This is a genomic window from Bacillus sp. 11B20, assembly GCF_056098985.1.
This window is the reverse complement of record NZ_JBLZWZ010000007.1, coordinates 202,741-221,056: the sequence shown is the minus strand read 5'-3', so window position 1 is coordinate 221,056 and position 18,316 is coordinate 202,741. Positions and strand designations below refer to the sequence as shown.

The 18,316-nt window shown below is 41.7% G+C and carries 17 protein-coding genes and 1 riboswitch; of the genes, 7 read left to right on the top strand and 10 right to left on the bottom strand.

Going from position 1 to position 18,316, the window contains the following annotated elements; all coding sequences use genetic code 11:
• Positions 1-19 precede the first annotated feature (19 nt).
• From argC to ACN6NB_RS05280, 5 genes are all read right to left on the bottom strand, one after another.
• Complete coding sequence (gene argC, locus ACN6NB_RS05300) at positions 20-1,057, bottom strand: N-acetyl-gamma-glutamyl-phosphate reductase (protein WP_058838837.1); 1,038 nt, start codon at positions 1,055-1,057, stop codon at positions 20-22.
• Between the two features lie 137 nt (positions 1,058-1,194).
• Entirely contained in the window at positions 1,195-1,743 is a 549-nt protein-coding gene (locus ACN6NB_RS05295; RefSeq protein ID WP_126682023.1) for an MFS transporter, read from the bottom strand.
• Positions 1,740-3,185: an FAD-binding oxidoreductase gene (locus ACN6NB_RS05290; RefSeq protein WP_126682024.1), complete on the bottom strand. Its 1,446-nt coding sequence runs from the start codon at positions 3,183-3,185 to the stop codon at positions 1,740-1,742. The genes ACN6NB_RS05295 and ACN6NB_RS05290 overlap by 4 nt, the downstream gene beginning before the upstream one ends.
• A 124-nt stretch (positions 3,186-3,309) precedes the next feature.
• Positions 3,310-3,618: a metal-sulfur cluster assembly factor gene (locus ACN6NB_RS05285; protein ID WP_024425066.1), complete on the bottom strand. Its 309-nt coding sequence runs from the start codon at positions 3,616-3,618 to the stop codon at positions 3,310-3,312.
• A 46-nt stretch (positions 3,619-3,664) separates the two neighbouring features.
• Positions 3,665-4,450 carry an alpha/beta fold hydrolase gene (locus ACN6NB_RS05280; RefSeq protein WP_047201775.1) on the bottom strand — a complete coding sequence of 262 codons (786 nt, stop codon included), beginning with the start codon at positions 4,448-4,450 and terminating at the stop codon, positions 3,665-3,667.
• Positions 4,451-4,587: 137 nt separating this feature from the next.
• Here ACN6NB_RS05280 and ACN6NB_RS05275 point away from each other — a divergent pair, with 137 nt between their 5' ends.
• The 3 genes from ACN6NB_RS05275 to ACN6NB_RS05265 all read left to right on the top strand — a co-directional run bounded on the left by ACN6NB_RS05275 (position 4,588) and on the right by ACN6NB_RS05265 (position 5,826).
• Complete coding sequence (locus tag ACN6NB_RS05275) at positions 4,588-5,400, top strand: Cof-type HAD-IIB family hydrolase (protein ID WP_024425068.1); 813 nt, start codon at positions 4,588-4,590, stop codon at positions 5,398-5,400.
• Between the two features lie 88 nt (positions 5,401-5,488).
• Entirely contained in the window at positions 5,489-5,638 is a 150-nt protein-coding gene (locus ACN6NB_RS05270) for a hypothetical protein (RefSeq protein WP_024425069.1), read from the top strand.
• A complete protein-coding gene (locus ACN6NB_RS05265; protein ID WP_024425070.1) occupies positions 5,635-5,826 on the top strand; it encodes a DUF3813 domain-containing protein in 192 nt (63 codons plus the stop codon). Before ACN6NB_RS05270 ends, ACN6NB_RS05265 begins: the two co-directional genes overlap by 4 nt.
• A gap of 50 nt (positions 5,827-5,876) precedes the next feature.
• Here the strand turns inward: ACN6NB_RS05265 and ACN6NB_RS05260 are convergent, their stop codons facing one another.
• Both ACN6NB_RS05260 and ACN6NB_RS05255 read right to left on the bottom strand, forming a co-directional pair.
• Positions 5,877-6,332 carry a BsuPI-related putative proteinase inhibitor gene (locus ACN6NB_RS05260; RefSeq protein ID WP_039177744.1) on the bottom strand — a complete coding sequence of 152 codons (456 nt, stop codon included), beginning with the start codon at positions 6,330-6,332 and terminating at the stop codon, positions 5,877-5,879.
• A 15-nt stretch (positions 6,333-6,347) separates the two neighbouring features.
• A complete protein-coding gene (locus tag ACN6NB_RS05255) occupies positions 6,348-7,190 on the bottom strand; it encodes a YitT family protein (protein ID WP_039177740.1) in 843 nt (280 codons plus the stop codon).
• Between the two features lie 139 nt (positions 7,191-7,329).
• Here ACN6NB_RS05255 and ACN6NB_RS05250 point away from each other — a divergent pair, with 139 nt between their 5' ends.
• Entirely contained in the window at positions 7,330-8,181 is an 852-nt protein-coding gene (locus tag ACN6NB_RS05250) for a DegV family protein (RefSeq protein WP_144491072.1), read from the top strand.
• Between the two features lie 47 nt (positions 8,182-8,228).
• Here ACN6NB_RS05250 and ACN6NB_RS05245 read toward each other — a convergent pair whose 3' ends face one another.
• The 3 genes from ACN6NB_RS05245 to ACN6NB_RS05235 all read right to left on the bottom strand — a co-directional run bounded on the left by ACN6NB_RS05245 (position 8,229) and on the right by ACN6NB_RS05235 (position 12,043).
• Positions 8,229-9,878, bottom strand: a complete 1,650-nt coding sequence (locus ACN6NB_RS05245; protein ID WP_144495216.1) for a methyl-accepting chemotaxis protein — start codon at positions 9,876-9,878, stop codon at positions 8,229-8,231.
• Positions 9,875-10,852 (bottom strand): BMP family lipoprotein, encoded by a 978-nt coding sequence (locus tag ACN6NB_RS05240; RefSeq protein WP_039177730.1) that lies wholly within the window; start codon positions 10,850-10,852, stop codon positions 9,875-9,877. The genes ACN6NB_RS05245 and ACN6NB_RS05240 overlap by 4 nt, the downstream gene beginning before the upstream one ends.
• Positions 10,853-11,194: 342 nt before the next feature.
• A complete protein-coding gene (locus ACN6NB_RS05235) occupies positions 11,195-12,043 on the bottom strand; it encodes a CvfB family protein (protein ID WP_039177728.1) in 849 nt (282 codons plus the stop codon).
• Positions 12,044-12,280: 237 nt separating this feature from the next.
• On the opposite strand from ACN6NB_RS05235, the gene ACN6NB_RS05230 reads away from it, so the two are divergent.
• The 3 genes from ACN6NB_RS05230 (at position 12,281) to metH (ending at position 18,304) form a co-directional block, all read left to right on the top strand.
• Positions 12,281-12,772: a YajQ family cyclic di-GMP-binding protein gene (locus ACN6NB_RS05230; protein WP_012009527.1), complete on the top strand. Its 492-nt coding sequence runs from the start codon at positions 12,281-12,283 to the stop codon at positions 12,770-12,772.
• An 81-nt stretch (positions 12,773-12,853) separates the two neighbouring features.
• A riboswitch (SAM riboswitch) is annotated at positions 12,854-12,972 on the top strand.
• A gap of 78 nt (positions 12,973-13,050) precedes the next feature.
• Positions 13,051-14,892, top strand: a complete 1,842-nt coding sequence (locus ACN6NB_RS05225) for a bifunctional homocysteine S-methyltransferase/methylenetetrahydrofolate reductase (RefSeq protein ID WP_474253263.1) — start codon at positions 13,051-13,053, stop codon at positions 14,890-14,892.
• Positions 14,876-18,304, top strand: coding sequence for a methionine synthase (gene metH / locus ACN6NB_RS05220; RefSeq protein ID WP_474253262.1), 3,429 nt, complete (start codon positions 14,876-14,878; stop codon positions 18,302-18,304). Before ACN6NB_RS05225 ends, metH begins: the two co-directional genes overlap by 17 nt.
• The last annotated feature ends 12 nt before the right edge of the window (positions 18,305-18,316 follow it).

The following is an 18,316-nucleotide window of genomic DNA, read 5'->3' as shown; positions in this document are numbered from 1 at the left end:
TGTTGTCTCCCCTGTTCTCTTATGGATAAAGAGGTGTCATTGTGAGGCCCGCCTCTTCATGTAAGCCTTTGATGATGTTGAAGTTTTGAACCGCTTGGCCGGCCGCGCCTTTCATGAGATTGTCTATGACCGACACGATTGTAAGTCTCCCTGTTCGCTCATCTAAATGAAAGCCAATATCACAGAAGTTACTGCCATATACTTCTTTCGTTTGTGGATAAACGCCGTGATCTCTCACTCTGACAAAATAGGAATCTTCGTAAAAGCCTTTCATTCGCTTCATCAATTCTTCTTTTGTGACATCCGTTTTTAACTGTGTATACATCGTCGCCATAATCCCTCTTGTCATCGGGACAAGATGCGTAGAAAATGTGACGTTCGCCGTCTGCGGATTCCATTCTCTTAATATTTGCTCTATTTCTGGCGTATGCTGATGCTCATTCACCTTATAAATTTTAAAGTTATCGTTTAGTTCTGAAAAATGCGTTCCAAGTGAGGCAGATCGTCCGGCACCGGACACCCCTGTTTTTGCATCTATTATAATCATAGATTCATCTATGACATTCTGTTTGATGAGCGGTGCTAAACCGAGAAGAACTGCGGTAGGAAAGCAGCCAGGATTGGCAATCACTTCAGCTTGTTGAATTTTGTCACGATTCAGTTCGGATAAACCGTACACCGCTTGTTGAACAGATGCTTCATCCGCTGCCCTTCGTTTATACCAAGCTTCATAGGTGTCTCCATCTTGAATGCGCAAATCACCTGATAAATCAATGATCGGCACTCCTTGATTCATAAGCTTTGGCGTCAGTTCACTTGATACGCCTGCTGGAGTCGCTAAAAACACAGCATCTGTCTCTTGCACAATAGCAGCCGGGTCAATGGTTTTTAATGTTTGGTCAGTAATCGCTGTTAGATGTGGATAAGATTGACTGTATGATTGCCCATCACCACTTGATGAATACAATATACATTCCTCCACATGCGGGTGATGCTTGAAGATACGAACCAATTCCGCACCACCGTACCCTGTAGCACCTATAATACCTATTTTCAACGTCAATACACCCTCTTGATCTTTGTGAAATTATTTAACATTATAACATGTATAAAAATTAATTCAATTGTATATTTAATATTTGTTTTCATTTTTTTTCAACAAAAAAACCGCATATCTTCATGAGACATGCGGATTTATCTTTCGTTTTTGATATAGATGACCATGAGCGCACTGCATAAATATAATATAGAGCTTGCATAAAAAATGAAGTAAACGGTAAAGAAATCAGCAAACAGGCCCCCAAGCATAATGGCGATGGATGAAAAAAGAGCTGTCCAAAAATGATAGTGACCGACTTCTTTCATTCTTTTGTTCTCTGTTGTGAGGTCCGTGACGAGCAGTTTCTCTCCGTGCTTTTGAAAGCCGCCAAGCGCACCAAGTGCCAGCTGAATCATATACACTTGCTCCACTTCTGTTATATGCGGAAAAAGCAGCAAAAGAAACGCCATACCGAACGAATGAATGATTAAAAAGAGCCGCTTGTCGGTGGTTTCGGGCAGTTTCCCTAAGAGTAAATGAATAAATGCTCCGCTTAAACCAAACAGGCCGTAGGCAAGACCAAACTGTGAATAGCTTGACCCAACATTTTTAATAAAAAGAATGTAAAAAGGGAAAATCAAACTGCTGGCGAAAAACAGCAGACTTTGTGAGTAGACGAACCATTTCATTGCTTTTGCATTCATTGTGTATTGTACCTCTCATAAAAGTAGTTGGTGAACGTGCCATCTGGATCTGCTTGTTTTTTCTTTTGGAAGAATACATCGGTTTTAGGATACGCCCGCTTCATTTGCGCTTTCGTTTGATAAGGCATATACGGTAAGTAATAGCTTCCATCGTGCTGCAGCGTGATATCTGTCATTTTTCGAATGATTCGCTCGGCTTCCGCCTTCTCTTCTTTTTCGAACCCGTAATTCACTAAAAGCACAAGTGCAAACATATCTTGTTTCGCATAGGAGAGATCCGCTTTTTCATTTTTTTGTACATAACGTATTGTGATATTCATTAGATTCAAATCTTCTTGTTGTAAAAAGGATCTCATGTCATCGATGTACGCACGAAAACGGTCAACTGGGACGAAATATTCCTGCAGCACATCTGTGTCGGATTCATTTTCATATTCTAAAAAGGCAGAGTCAGAACGCATCACATTGTTTCTTGTGATCAGCTGATCATTTTGACTTAAGAAATACTTTTTTTGCAAATTCCAGAGCAGATCTTTTCCCATATCAAATCTTCTTGAAAGGCCGAGCATAAATTTCAAAGGCATGACGAGTTGATCTTCTTTCAGTTCTTGATATGATTCAATCCCTTGTTGTGAAGTAAGTGAATAATTCGTCACATACATCTCTTTCAAAAAGTTTGTTTTCGCTGTTGAGATTCTGGCAAGATGCATGCGTACTTCTTTATTGTGTTTGACATGCTTTTGAAAATAATCCGTATACTCATCGTAACCCAGAGAGGTTGTCTCCATTTTATATAGTTCATCTTTTGTTAAAGAAAGCTCCACATCTAAAATGACACCGAACAAACCGTATCCCCCAATGACGGCAGTAAATAAATCATCGCCTGGCTTTACTGTGACAATCTCACCGTCTGCTTTTAACAGCCTGAATGAGCGAACTGTGTCAATGAGTGACCCGTAACGAATGTCACGTCCATGTGCATTTGCACTTAAAGATCCGCCAATTGTAAAGATATTCTGCGATTGCATTACCTTCACAGCAAGACCATATGGATTCACATATTTTTGTATATCATCCCATGTAGCGCCGCTTTGAACCCGAATCGTTTTCTTTTTAGGATCAAACGCTAAAATCTGGCGGAATTCCGTCATATCGAGCACGATGCCGTTTTCATAATATGTGTGACCGCCCATACTATGCTGTTTACCGGCAATAGAAATCGGCAGGTGTTTTGCTTTTGCTTCTTTCAATACTTCTTTTAACGTGTCTATTTCTTTCCCTTGAACAACTTTTTTGATTTTGACAGGCATGAGATGACTAACATCAGTAAAAGCCTCAAGATCCTGTTTTTTGTGTGTTTGGCTTTCGCGTATGGTGATTGATGCAAAAAATGCAGCAGCATATACGATCAAAAGAACGACCCATAGCCATTTTCGTTTCATGATAGGTACTCCGTTCTATAAAATTACATCCATTATATCAAGCCATTCTCTTCCTCCACCTTAATTTTTCATAAAAAAAACCTGGCATGAGTTTATCTCATACCAGGCATTTTTCATTTTGTGCTTATTGAATACCGAGCGCGATTTTTGCGTATCTTGACATTTTGTCTCGTGTCCAAGGCGGATTCCATACGATGTGAACTTCTGTTTCTTTTACTTCTGGAAGATCACTTAATGCTTTTTTGACTTCATCCACAATAATTGGTGCAAGAGGACAACCCATTGATGTTAAGGTCATGGTGATATCCGCTTTTCCATTCTCATCAAGATCGACATCATAGACAAGTCCAAGGTTGACGATGTCGACATTCAGCTCAGGGTCAATCACCTGTTCTAGGGCGCCTAAAATATTTTCTTTCAATGCTTCATCCATGATATCCACTCCTTTTTCCATTAGTATAACGTACTTTTTGTTATGACTAAACGTTTGTGCTTTTCAGATGAGTCACAAACCAGTCAATCGTTTCAAACATCGCTTGTCTTGAGACCTTATGGCCAGCTTGTCCATCAGTGATAAAGCGAATCAGGTGCGGATCCTGCTTATATTGTGTGGACGCTAACTCATCGTATAGGGATTTTGCGTGCCTGTACGGGACCACAGGATCATTTTCTGCATGCCAGAATAACAGCGGTCTTTTGTTTAATCGATCCGTTTGCAGCGTTAAATCATATGGACGCAGGGCGTCTAATTGCAGATGAACCTCTTCGTCTGTAATGTCTTTCATCAACCCTTTGTGACGCATGTCCATGATCTGTGCTTTTAGAAACGTCGTATAGTTCGGACTCCCCATCAGGCTGACAGCGGCTTTGATCCAGTCATGTTTGGCAAGTGCACCAAAGGTAGTGATGCCGCCCATGGAAGTACCTGCAACGCCTATCAAATCGGCTTCAATCAATTGTTTTTCTTGAAAGTATGTTTTGAGTATATCGATTTCACGAATTTCGTTCAGGACAATTTCCCAGAACTTTGATGCCAGTTCCTCTAAGCTGAGGTTTTCTGATCTTACACCATGATAAGCACAGTCAGGCAAAATGACTCTCATGCCTTTTTCCGCCAGATGGAAGGCGAAGTGTAAATTATGCTCTCGTGCACTTGTAAATCCGTGAATAAAAAATACAAGCGGCAGCGGTTTGTCTTTATTTTCAGCTTTTACGATATGTAAAAATGGAATATCGCGCGTAATTTGCTCATCAATGGTGATCACAGCCTATGAATCCTCCTTTATCATTCCCGTCTTTGTTTATTTTAACATGTAGACAACAAAGATGTGATAAAGATACACTATAGAAAGAGGCGCTAACATGAATTGCCTCCTATCACTTACAGATCAAAGGAGATTTTATGGAGACTAAACCTTATCTAATCGCACTTGACCTGGATGGCACATTATTAAAAGATGATAAAACCATTTCTGCGCACACACTTGACGTCATTCAAAAAGTGAGAGACAGCGGGCATCACGTCTGTATATCAACAGGCCGGCCATTTCGATCCAGCTCTCCTTATTATCAGCAATTACAGCTTGATTCACCAATTGTGAATTTTAACGGAGCGTTTGTCCATCATCCTCTTGATGAGAAATGGGGCAGATTTCATACGTCACTTGATCTTCAAGTGGTCAAACAGCTTGTAGACATTAGTGAAGAGTATAAAGTGCACAATGTGTTAGCTGAAGTGTTAGACGATTTGTATTTCCATTATCATGATGAAAAACTCATTGATATCTTTAATATGAATGCAAACAAAGTCACTGTTGGGGACCTAAGGGACAACCTTGGAGAGAATGTGACGAGCGTGTTAATTCATGCAAAAGAAGAGGACGTCGGAGCTATTCGAAGCTATTTATCAGATGTTCATGCAGAAGTGATTGATCACAGACGCTGGGCTGCCCCGTGGCACGTGATTGAAATCATTAAAACAGGCATGAACAAAGCTGTTGGATTGCAAAAAATCAGTGATTATTACGGTGTTCCTAAGGAGCGGATTGTGGCATTCGGAGATGAAGACAACGATTTAGAAATGCTTGAATTTGCTGGATGCGGTGTGGCAATGGGCAACGGAATTGATGCCGTGAAACGTGTTTCAAATGAAGTCACTGATACGAATGAACAAGACGGGATTGCAAAGTTTCTAACGAATTACTTCTCGCTTTAATTTTTCCATTCATACATAGCAGATGGAAACGGGCATACTACCGTTAGACAGGTTGTCCTGTCAGCTTGTGTAAAGGGGCGGATTCCGAATGGGTAAAAGAAGCAAATCGAAACGCTTTATACAACAAGGTAAAGATTCAGTCAGTCTTCATGATGCACGTTTTCCTTACCGTTCGACACTTGAAGAAGCGTCAGACAGAGGAAATATGAAGACTGATGCTTCTGGAGGTTCATTGTGAGAAACGAACTTTTTGATCAAGCCAAATCATTTACTGAAGAAGCTCTTACTTCTTCATTTTCATCTGGGTTAGAGCGTCAACAGGCAGTCAAACGAGCGAAAAATGCCGTATCCTCTGCATTTGCCAATTCGACAGATGCAGAAAGAAACCAGCTGCATACCTTCCAAGACTTGCTTGATGATCTCTGACATAAAAAAGCTGTCCACATTTGATGGACAGCTTTTTCTAATTCCCTTGCTTATTTGACTTGGAATGTTTTCTTCTCCGTGATTTGTTTCAGCCCTTCTGCTTTTCCTTTAAACGTTACAACCGCTTCGTATGTTCCGGGCTTTACACCGTTTGACCACGTGTCTTGAAAATCATAGGCCTCGCCTTTTTTCAGCACAAAAGTTTGGATGGCCTGTGTGAACATACGGTCTTTCGAATAGCGATATTGTTCGTTCCCGTTTTCGTCATACACACTGAGCTCGAATTTTTGGCTTGTGTTAAAGGTAAATTCAATATCTCGATCTGATTCATTTTTCAGTGACATGTTAAATTGAACTGAAGAACCTTTCTGGACGGGGTCTACTGTGAGTACAACCGTTTTTTCTCCCATTTGACCGGAAACCTCCTTGTCTGGTTCATCCTTTTTTTGTTGTCCACAAGCGGCTAAAAACAATAGAATGAGAAGAAGTACCAACCCTTTTTTCATCTGCTACCCACCTTTTTAATCTCGTCTGAAAAATCCAAGAATATTGGTTGTCTGCACAATATTTGTAAAGGCTTTTGGATCGACTTCTTTAATAATTTGTTCAAGTTCATACAGCTCATACCTTGTAATGACGATCACCATCATTTCCTTTTGCTCGTTGGTGAATGCGCCTTTTGCAGGTACAGTCGTAATACCTCTGACCATTTTTCCGTAAATGGCTTCTTTGATTTCATCTGCTTTTTTCGTCACAATCATCGCGGTCAGCTTCTCATGTCTTGTATGGATGGCATCAATGACCCTTGTGGTCACATATAATGTGACAAGCGTATATAATGCTTTCTCCCAACCTTGTAATAATCCTGCTGTAAAAATGATGATTCCATTTAAAATGAAGAAATACGTGCCAACTGGTTTGTCTTTCCATTTTGCTAATACCATAGCAACGATGTCGAGTCCGCCTGTCGATGCCCCGTATTTGAGCGTGATCCCAATCCCAACGGCGGATATGACACCACCAAACACAGCATTTAATAAAATATCATGGGAAACACTCGTTTCTGGTAAAACGCCAAGGAAAATGGTTGTTAGTGCAACACTGATGATGCTGTACAAAGTAAAGGAACGGCCAACTTTCATCCAGCCTAAAATGCCGACTGGAATGTTTAAAATAAATAATAGAATCCCTGTTGATACATAAAATGGCGCATATTGATCGATTAAGCTGGATAGCAGCTGGGCCACCCCTGTAAAACCGCTCGCATATACGTCAGCTGGGATTAAGAATAAATTCAGTCCAATCGCATTGAGTAATGCACCAATTACGACGACAATGAGTTTTTTTGCTTCTCCAATGAACATGTTGTCATTCCTCCACTTACCATTCTCTCTATGGTTTTCCCTAAAATTTAGAATTTGAACACGAAAAGATGATTTCTATGATATAGTTAGGCTAAAAAGATGTAAAATATGGCTTATTTTTTAGAAAGAAGGGATTTATATGACTGTTCATATCATAGCAGACAGTGCTGCTGATCTGCCTCTTTCTTATTATGATGAACATAACATAACACTCATTCCGCTCCGCGTGTTGCTTGGCGAGCAGGAATTTGAGGATTTGATCACCATTGAACCAAAACAAGTATTTGATGCGATGAGACAAGGAGCCAGTCCAAAAACGTCACAGGCTTCACCAAACCGAATCAAGGAAGCCTTTGTCTCTGCCGCTCAAACCCATACATCTGCCATCTATGTCGCTTTTTCATCAGAGCTTTCAGGTACATATCAGACAGCTATGATGATGGCAAATGAAGTGAAGGAAGAATATCCTGATTTTGATTTACGAATCATTGATTCTAAATGCGCTTCACTCGGCTATGGGCTTGCTGTCAAACACGCTCAATCACTTGCCATTGACGGAAATACAATACAAGAAATTGAAACGTCTGTAAAGCATTTTTGTGAATCTTTACAACATATTTTTACTGTAGACGATTTAACGTATTTAGCAAGAGGCGGAAGAATCAGTAAAGCGTCCGCATTTGTTGGCGGTTTGTTAAGCATTAAACCCATTTTACATGTCGAAGATGGAAAACTCATCCCACTAGAAAAAATCCGCGGACGTAAAAAGCTGCTGAAACGTATTATTGAACTAATGAAAGAACGCGGAACGGATTGGCCTAATCAAACGGTTGGCATTAGTCATGGTGATGATCCTGCACTTGCAGAAGACATGAAACAACTGATTGAAGACGAATTTCATCCTAAAGAAATTGATGTTCATATCATCGGCGCCGCTGTGGGGTCCCATTCAGGACCTAGCACGCTTGCGATCTTTTTTACAGGCAAATGATCATAAAAAGCACCCTTCCCTGACACAACACGGGAAGGGTGCTTTTCTTATGAAAGTTTAAATCGCTGGACGGTTTCATTTAACCTTGCCGTCATACTCATCAATTCTTCAACTTGTTTGTTCATTTGATGGAACGATTGCAGCTGTTCATTGGCTGAGGCAGAAATTTCTTCGCTGCCAGCTGCTGTTTCTTCTACTACTGCACTAATATTTTCAATCGAGTGCAGTACTTGTCCGCCAAGTTCTGTTGATTGGATAATTTGGTCATTTAAGACCGCCATTTCTTGTTTAATATGCTGCGCTTTTGTTTCTATATCTTCAAAGGAGTGTGAGGTTTTGTCCATCGCATCCTGCTGCTGAAGTGAAAGCTTGACCCCTTCTTGAACCGTTTGACTAATGGATTGAATCCCTCTTTCAATATGACTGACCATGTCAAAAATTTGTCTTGTTGCATTTGACGATTCATCGGCAAGCTTGCGAATTTCATCTGCTACAACGGCAAAGCCTTTTCCAGCTTCGCCTGCCCTTGCCGCTTCAATGGCTGCGTTTAAGGAAAGTAAGTTTGTTTGATCCGCAATGTCAGAAACTGTTTTGGCCATGGCCGAGATTCCGCTGGCGTATTGCGTGAATTCTCCTGCTGATTCTTCGATTTGTCTCGTGGCATGTGTATTTTTTTCAATCGCTGATTTTGTTTCTGTTAACGTGTGCTTTCCGCTTTCTACGGCTTCGATGGCATCCTCTGTACTGCGGATGACCGTTTGTGATCGTTCGGAATTTTTACGTCCATGCTGGTCCATTTTCTCAATCAAGCTGACGCCATGCTGGAGATCTTCTGAAATCGCTTGTGACCCATTGGCCATTTCGTCTGTTGAGACAGATACTTGATTGGCAGATTCCATCATCTTTTTATTTTCATCATTCAGGTGGATCGAGAATGTCTCTACTCGGCTTGAGACATGGCTGATTTCTTTAATCAAACTAATCAACTGATCTGTCATTTGATTAAAGGATTCATTCAAGCCTCCGATTTCATCCTTACGCTGAATATCCGTCCGCTCCACAGCAAGATTTCCTTCTGCGATCTGCTTTGCTCTGTAGGATATTGATTTGATAGGTGTCACGATGGATCGCGTTAGTCCAATATTCAAAAAGACGGCAATGACAATCAGTGTGAGGGCTGAGACGAGTGCACTTGTAATAATCCATTGAACATTGTCTGCTGCATCCTCTAGATTTTGTTTATACGCTTCTTCTGCTCTTTTATTCATCGTATGCACATCATTTAAAACGCCATCAATTCTTGCTGCCACACGTCTTGCATCCGAGGCGTTTTTTTCGCCAATGGCATTGTTGGCTTCTTTGGTCCATGTGTCATATTTTGAATTTAACCTTGTTAATGCCTCTTTGTTCAAATTTCCTGCATGCTTGTTTAACGTTTGCAGCTGTTTTTTTGCTGTAGAAATATCGTTTTGAACGATCTCTAGCTGTTCATCTGAAAGTGTCATCGAATAATTGGTCATCGCTTGCTCGACACTTTCAAAACTTGCCTTCGTTTTTTGTACGTTTAATAAGGTTTGGACATCTGCTTCATTTGATGATTGGATCTTTGTCATGCTGACAATGATAAAGGCGATAACGCCAACTGCTAAAAGAAGTGAGATAAGTGAGTTGAGTAAAATTTTGACGCGTAAACTCATGATGCGCCCCCCTCTTCTTTTAGAAGCGTCTGCTTCAGACCATTTAATTTTTTGGTCAGTGTCTCAGCATTTTTCAAGATCCGGATTTTTGCCATATCGATTCCATCATTGCTTAAGTCATAGACAACATGTCCGCTTTTAATTTGATTGTTCTTGACGACCTGTTCGCTGAATTGATAAACCACTTCATCGACTTTTTTCACCATAGATGAAATGACCGCTTTTTCCGCAGTATAATACTGATCGCTGTCAACACCAATGGCATATTTGCCTTGCGATTGCGCTTCTTTTAATACACCAACACCTGAATAACCGGCTGCAGCATATAAAACGTCTGCTTTCTTTTTGATCATATCTTTGGCTATTTTACCGCCCTTGCCTGCATCACTAAATGTACCGGCATAGGTAGATAAGATTTTGATTTTGGGATTGACTGATTTGGCGCCTTTTTGAAACCCTTTTTCAAAACGATGAATGACGTCTGCATCAACACCGCCAACAAATCCAATGACATCGCTTTTTGTTGTCATCGCAGCAAGTGCACCTGCTAAATAGCTGCCTTCCTCTTCTTTAAACGTCACAGAAGTCACATTTTTCAGCTCAGATACGGCATCAATCAGAAGGAACTGCTTCTTCGGATATTTTTTCGCGACTTTTTCTAGGTCTTCTTGCATACTAAAACCTACACCGATAATGAGATCATTACCATCTTTTACGAGTTCTGTCAGCCCTTTTTCATATGTATCAGTTTCTGCAATTTCTCTATAATCAAATTCAATGCCAAGCTCATCACGTGCTTTTTCTAATCCTTTAAATGATGAATCGTTAAATGATTGATCACCAAGACCATCATCTGTGAGCATAACGCCAATATGCTTCGCAGTTGATTTTGGCGACCCCTCCTGTTGATTACCGCATGCGGCGAGCACCATAAGCATGGCTGCCATCAGAAGCAATGAAATCTTCACTTTCATCCAAAAACACACTCCTTTTATCATCCTTACTCCTTTTTTATCGGATTTGAGGGGCGTTGTTTCAATGCTATAGTGAAGGTTTTCATGACTTTTTTCATAGAAAAAATCCATTATTTAAGACAAAAATAAAAAAGTGAGCAAATGCTCACTTTTAGATCATTGACAAAGGGCTAAAATGAACTTTATTTTAGAACTTTGTCTTCTTTTCAGCGTGACCTGAAAACCTTTGCAGTCTAGGAGGGACGAGTACCGGAGCGGAGCGAATTTGACATTCGTGAGTACTGGCACGCAGGACTGACACCGAATGCGAGGGTTTGTCTGCACGCTGAAGTGAGCAAATGCTCACTTTTTCTCGTATGTCCAGCCTTCTTTTTGGTAAACGAGATCATTTTTCATCAGATGACCTAGTGCTCGTTTAAAGGCGGCTTTGCTCATTTGAAATCTTTCGCGGATATCCTCTGGATCACTTTTGTCTCCGTAAGGCATGGCGCCGTTTCTTGTTCTCATATAGGTTAAAATTTCTTCTGCATCGACAGATAATGCATCCTGTTTTCTAGGAAGCAGAGAAACGTTCACGGTTCCATCCTCTTTCACTGCAATAACGCGTCCCGTAACGGTCGATCCTAGTCTTGGCTCTTCTTTTCGTTCCGTGCGGTGAATAAACCCTCGCACACCTGTATCTGTCAGCATAAAAGAACCTGTCGCAATTAAACGATAGATTGTTCCAGTGATTTCTTTGTTCATTAAGGTTTCTGGTGCCTCAGTAAACAATTCACTGATCACGTCTTCTGTGGCTGGTTTTGCGAACATTCTGCCGTAACTTGTGACTTTCAGCATACAGTAGAGTTTGTCTCCTTTTTTCGGCCATGCTTCCTCAAATGGCGGGAGGTGTTCTGTTGCAACAAGTGCATCCTTTGATAGTCCAACATCGACAAATGCACCCATGTCTTCTACCACGTCTACAACTTGTACCCAGCCATATGTATGTGCGTTAATTGTAGGGATTTTCATTGTGGCAGCGAGTCTTTCTTCATGATCTACATATAAATAGACCTCTACTTCATCTCGGTCATCAAGATCCTCTGTCATTTCACTGCGGTGCAGGAGAACCGAATCTTCACCATCTGTCAAAAAGTAGCCGTATTCCATTTCGTTCTCTATTTGCAAGGTCAGTTGCTCACCTGGTCTCATGTTCTCTTCCTTCCTATCTGCCCATAAAAGAGCGTTCGTTCATCTTTTGATTCACTTTATTCTACTATACTTCTCCCCGCATGAACATCTCTAGTTCTGTTAGCTAAAGTGGACAAACTGGTCACGATTTATACCGCAGCCGGCTGAACTCTTTGCCTCATCTCTTCGATAAAGTTTCTTCTTCGCCTATTGGCATGATAAAATAGACGCAATATCAATACTTGGAGGTCATGTGTGATGGCAAAAGAAAGCTCATTTGACATTGTATCGAAAGTCGAACTGCCTGAGGTGCAAAACGCTGTTCAAGCAGCGCTGAAAGAAATTAAAAACCGTTATGATTTTAAAGGAAGTAAAAGTGACATTTCTCTCGAAAAAGAAGAACTTGTTCTCATTTCTGATGATGACTTCAAGCTTGAGCAGCTAAAAGATGTACTTGTGACAAAGCTTATCAAACGAAATGTGCCAACTAAAAACATCGATTACGGAAAAACCGAGCATGCTCTTGGCGGTACAGTACGCCAGCGTGCGAAGCTGATCAGCGGGATTGATCAAGACAACGCTAAAAAGATCAACGCACTCATCAAGCAGTCTGGCATCAAAGTGAAATCACAATTTCAGGATGACCAAGTGCGTGTGACAGGGAAAAATAAAGATGATTTACAAGAGGTTATTTCTCTTATGCGTAAGGCTGATTTGCCGATCGATGTCCAATTTATAAATTTTCGATAAATTTCAAATTTTCCATTGATTATTTTTGCATTTTTCGTTACAGTTGATGGAAGTTCAATTCATTGACATGTTCATATTGCTTTCTTATCAAGAGAGGCAGAGGGACTGGCCCTGTGAAGCCTCAGCAACCGGTGTAGTAGAAATCTATTTTCTATGACCAAGGTGCTAAATCCAGCAAGCAACTGCTTGGAAGATAAGGAGAAGAATTACGATACAGCCAAAAAGTCTTCTTCTTATCAGAAGGCTTTTTTTGTTACATAGAAATAAGGAGGAATACAATGGGCCTATTACAAGACTTACAAAATCGCGTACTGATAGCTGACGGAGCGATGGGAACACTTTTATACTCTTACGGCATTGACCGCTGTTTTGAAGAATTAAATTTATCGAAAGAGGATGAAGTGAAACGCGTGCACGAAGCTTATGTGCAGGCAGGCGCTGACATCATCCAAACGAACACATACGGTGCGAATTATATTAAACTATCCCGCTACGGCTTAGAGGAAGAAATGAAACGCATCAATACAAAAGCGGTACAAATTGCAAAAGCAGCCGCTGGCTCTGCTTATGTTCTCGGAACAATTGGCGGCATTCGAACGTTTAACAAAAATGCCTACTCTATAGAAGAAATCAAACGAAGTTTTAGAGAGCAGCTGTACATCCTATTAAATGAAGAGCCTGACGGATTATTGCTTGAAACGTATTATGACATAGAAGAAGCGAAGGCTGTTCTCCAAATTGCTCGCAAAGAAACGACTCTTCCGATTGTCATGAATGTCTCTATGCATGAACAAGGCGTTTTGCAGGATGGTACCCCGCTGAAGGATGGTTTATCTGAGTTATCATCTCTTGGTGCAGATGTCGTCGGCATCAACTGCAGGCTGGGCCCTTATCACATGATTCAGGCACTCGAAGGCGTTCCACTTTTAGAAAATTCGCATTTATCTGTCTATCCTAACAGTAGTCTCCCCTCTCTTGAAGAAGGCAGACTCGTCTATGATACTGATAACGATTATTTCCGAAAAAGTGCACTTGAATTTAGAAATCAGGGCGCACGCATTATCGGAGGCTGCTGTGGAACAACACCTCAACATATTAGCACAATGGCTGAAGCGGTCAAAGATTTAGCACCGATTACTGAAAAAGAAGTGAAGGTGTTAAAAGAAGAAATCATTTCCATCCAAGATCAGCGCACTGAACCAGGTCTTGATGAGCTGGCTGTGAAAAAACGATCGATTATCGTAGAGCTCGATCCACCGAAGAAGCTGAACTTCGAAAAATTTCTCGTTGCTGCAAATGAATTAAAGAATGCTGGCATTGATGCGTTAACGTTAGCCGATAATTCTCTTGCGACTCCGCGCATTAGCAATGTCGCTTGCGGCGCATTATTAAAGCAGCAGCTTGATATGCGTTCTCTTGTTCATATCACATGCCGCGACCGTAATTTGATTGGGCTACAATCCCATTTAATGGGGCTCGACACCCTTGGATTAACCGATATTTTAGCGATCACAGGCGATCCATCTAAAATTGGAGACTTCCCAGGTGCAACATCTGTCTATGATTTAACCTCCTTTGATTTGATTCGTCTCATCAAACAATTTAATGAAGGCCTTTCTTTCTCAGGAAAGCCTCTTGGCAAAAAGACCAATTTTTCAGTGGCTGGCGCGTTTAACCCAAATGTGCGTCATATAGATAAAGCGGTCAAACGTCTTGAGAAAAAAATCGAATACGGCGCTGATTATTTTATTTCACAGCCTGTTTATTCTGAAGAACAGCTTGTGAAAATTCATGAGGAAAGCCGCCACTTGGATAAACCAATTTACATCGGCATTATGCCGTTAACAAGCAGCCGAAATGCAGAGTTTATTCATCACGAAATTCCCGGCATCAAATTATCTGATTCTATTCGTGACATTATGGCTAAGGCTGGCGAGGATAAAGAAAAGCAGCGAGCAGAAGGTTTAGCGATTGCCCGCTCTTTATTAGATACAGCCTGCGAATTGTTTAATGGCATTTATTTAATTACTCCTTTCCTTCGATCAGATTTAACAGCAGAACTGACCACCTACATCCATCAGAAAGAAAAGGAGTCTAACATCCATGTCAACTATCACTGAACAGCTCAAAAAACGCATCCTCGTCCTTGATGGTGCAATGGGCACAATGATTCAAAACGCCAACCTGACAGCAGAGGAATTTGGCGGAGAAGAGTATGAGGGCTGTAACGAGTATTTGAATGTGACAGCCCCTCACATCATCCGTGCGATCCATAGGGAGTACCTCGAAGCAAGTGCCGATCTCATTGAAACAAATACGTTCGGCGCGACAAAGCTCGTTCTTGATGAATATGGGCTTGGCCACCTTGCCTATGAACTCAATGTTCGAGCTGCACAGCTGGCAAAGGCTGAAGCAGACCGTTTCTCCACACCGGATAAGCCACGTTTTGTTGTAGGCGCAATGGGCCCAACAACGAAAACATTATCTGTAACAGGCGGTACAACCTTCAGTGAGCTCGTCAGAAACTATGAAGAACAGGCCCGCGCTCTAATTGACGGAAAGTGTGATGCCCTTCTTTTAGAAACAAGCCAAGACATGCTGAATGTAAAAGCTGGTTTCAAAGGAATTCAGGAAGCCTTTCAGCAGACGGGCATTCAATTACCACTCATGGTATCAGGAACGATTGAACCAATGGGCACCACCCTTGCTGGTCAGGATATCGAAGCCTTTTATATCTCTCTTGAGCATATGAAACCCATCAGTGTGGGCCTGAACTGTGCGACTGGTCCAGAATTTATGACAGACCACATCCGCACGCTCTCCTCCATCGCAAAGTCAGCGGTGAGCTGCTATCCGAATGCTGGTCTCCCAGATGAAGAAGGCCAATATCATGAATCCCCTGCTTCTCTTGCTAAAAAAATCGCTGCCTTTGCTAAGGAAGGCTGGTTAAATATTGTCGGCGGCTGTTGCGGAACGACACCTGCACATATTCAAGCATTGTCAGATGAAGTACGCACGATTCAGCCGCGTCATATCACTCGCGAATCACCGCAGCATACCGTATCAGGAATTGAGCCCCTTATTTATGAGGATTCAATGCGTCCTCTTTTTGTAGGCGAACGGACCAATGTCATTGGTTCTCGCAAATTCAAACGGCTCATTGCGGAACAAAAGTTTGAAGAAGCAGCAGAAATTGCTCGTGCTCAGGTGAAAAATGGCGCTCACGTCGTTGATGTGTGTCTCGCCGATCCAGACCGTGATGAGGCAGCAGACATGGAAGGCTTTTTACAAGAAGCGATGAAAAAGGTGAAAGCTCCTTTTGTCATTGATTCAACGGATAAACACGTGATTGAAAAGGCACTCACCTATTCTCAAGGGAAAGCCATCATCAATTCTATTAATCTTGAGGATGGCGTGGAACGTTTTGAAGAGATTCTACCTCTTGTGAAGCTATATGGCGGTGCACTTGTTGTTGGCACAATTGATGAAATAGGAATGGCTGTGACAGCAGAACGAAAGCTTGAAATTGCTATACGTTCGCATGATTTGTTAACGAAGAAATATGGAATTCCTGCAAGTGACATTATTTTTGATCCGCTTGTCTTTCCTGTAGGCACTGGAGACGAGCAATATATTGGCGCCGCTGAAGAAACGATCAAAGGCATTAAAATGATCAAGGAAACCCTGCCCGAGTGCCTCACCATTTTAGGCATCAGCAATGTATCTTTCGGACTTCCGCCTGTTGGCAGAGAAATCTTAAATGCCGTCTATTTGTATCACTGCGTGCAAGCAGGACTTGACTATGCCATCGTGAATACGGAAAAGCTTGAGCGCTTCGCATCCATTCCAAAGGAAGAAATCAAACTAGCTGAAACCTTGCTTTATGAAACAAATGACCAAACACTGGCTGAATTCACCCAATTTTACCGCGGCAAAAAGAAAACGGAGAAAAAACCAAAGGTCTCCTTATCACTTGATGAAAGGCTGGCGCTCTACGTCGTCGAAGGAACGAAAGAAGGTCTCATCGATGATTTATCCCTTGCTTTGGAGCAATATGAATCGCCGCTTCATATTATCAATGGTCCGTTAATGCAGGGAATGGCTGAGGTTGGTCGTCTTTTTAATCAAAACGAACTGATTGTCGCCGAGGTGCTTCAATCAGCAGAGGTCATGAAAGCATCTGTTTCGTTCCTTGAGCAATATATGGAAAAGCAGCATGCCAGCGGGAAAGGAAAGATTCTTCTTGCGACCGTAAAAGGAGATGTCCATGATATCGGGAAAAACCTTGTCGACATCATTTTGAGCAATAACGGCTTTCAAGTAGTCGACCTCGGCATCAAGGTGACACCTCAAACATTGATTGAAGCTGTGCAAAAGGAAAAACCAGATATGATCGGATTATCAGGCTTACTTGTAAAGTCCGCACAGCAAATGGTATTAACCGCTCAGGATTTACAAAAGGCCAATATTTCTGTTCCTATTTTGGTCGGCGGTGCTGCCCTTTCTCGCAAATTTACGAAAATGAAAATTTCGCCTCATTATGATGGACCTGTTCTTTATGCAAAAGATGCCATGGACGGTCTGTCATTAGCTAATGAGTTAAAAGCGAATCCACTGCAATTTCAAACAAAGCCCGAAGAGGAGCCAGTGGCACCTTTCAAGGAGAAAGAAGGAAAGCAGCCGAAAGCTGTCATTGAATTACTAGAAAAACGCGCAGCCCTTCCTCAGGCACCGGTATTTACGCCAGAAGATACCGCACGCCATTATGTGAGGGACATCGATTTGCATCATATTATGCCTTATGTGAATGAACAAATGCTCATTGGTCATCATCTCGGCTTAAAGGGAAAGGTCAAAACCTTATTAGCTGAACAGCATCCAAAAGCATTGGAATTAAAACAGCTTGTCACAGATCTTCTAAACGAAGGCAGAGAGAAAAACTGGTTTGCGCCAGCATTTGTGTATCAATTCTTCCCTGCCGGTTCAGACGGAAATGATTTGCATATTTATGATCCCGAAAAGCCTGACCGCATCATTGAAACGTTCCAATTTCCAAGGCAGGAGAAGCTCCCGTACCGCTCCATTTCTGATTATGTACGGAAAAGTGATGAAAACGAGAAAGATTATATTGCCTTATTCGCCGTCACAGCTGGCGCGCGTATACGTGAAGTCGCGCAGCAATTTAAGCAGGAAGGAGATTATTTAAAAATGCATGCTGTCCAAGCTCTGGCACTTGAGCTTGCAGAAGGATTAGCTGAAAGAACCCACCAAGTGATTCGTGACAAATGGGGCTTCCCTGACCCAGTCGATTTTACAATGGAAAAACGATTCCAAGCAAAATATCAAGGGCAGCGCTATTCCTTTGGTTATCCAGCGTGTCCAAATCTTGAGGACCAAGAAAAGCTGTTCAAGCTGCTTCAGCCTGAAAAAATCGGCATCCACCTGACAGAAGGATTCATGATGGAACCTGAAGCATCTGTTTCAGCGATCGTCGTCTCCCACCCTGAAGCTCGATATTTTAATGTTCATTAAGTCTAGAACCTC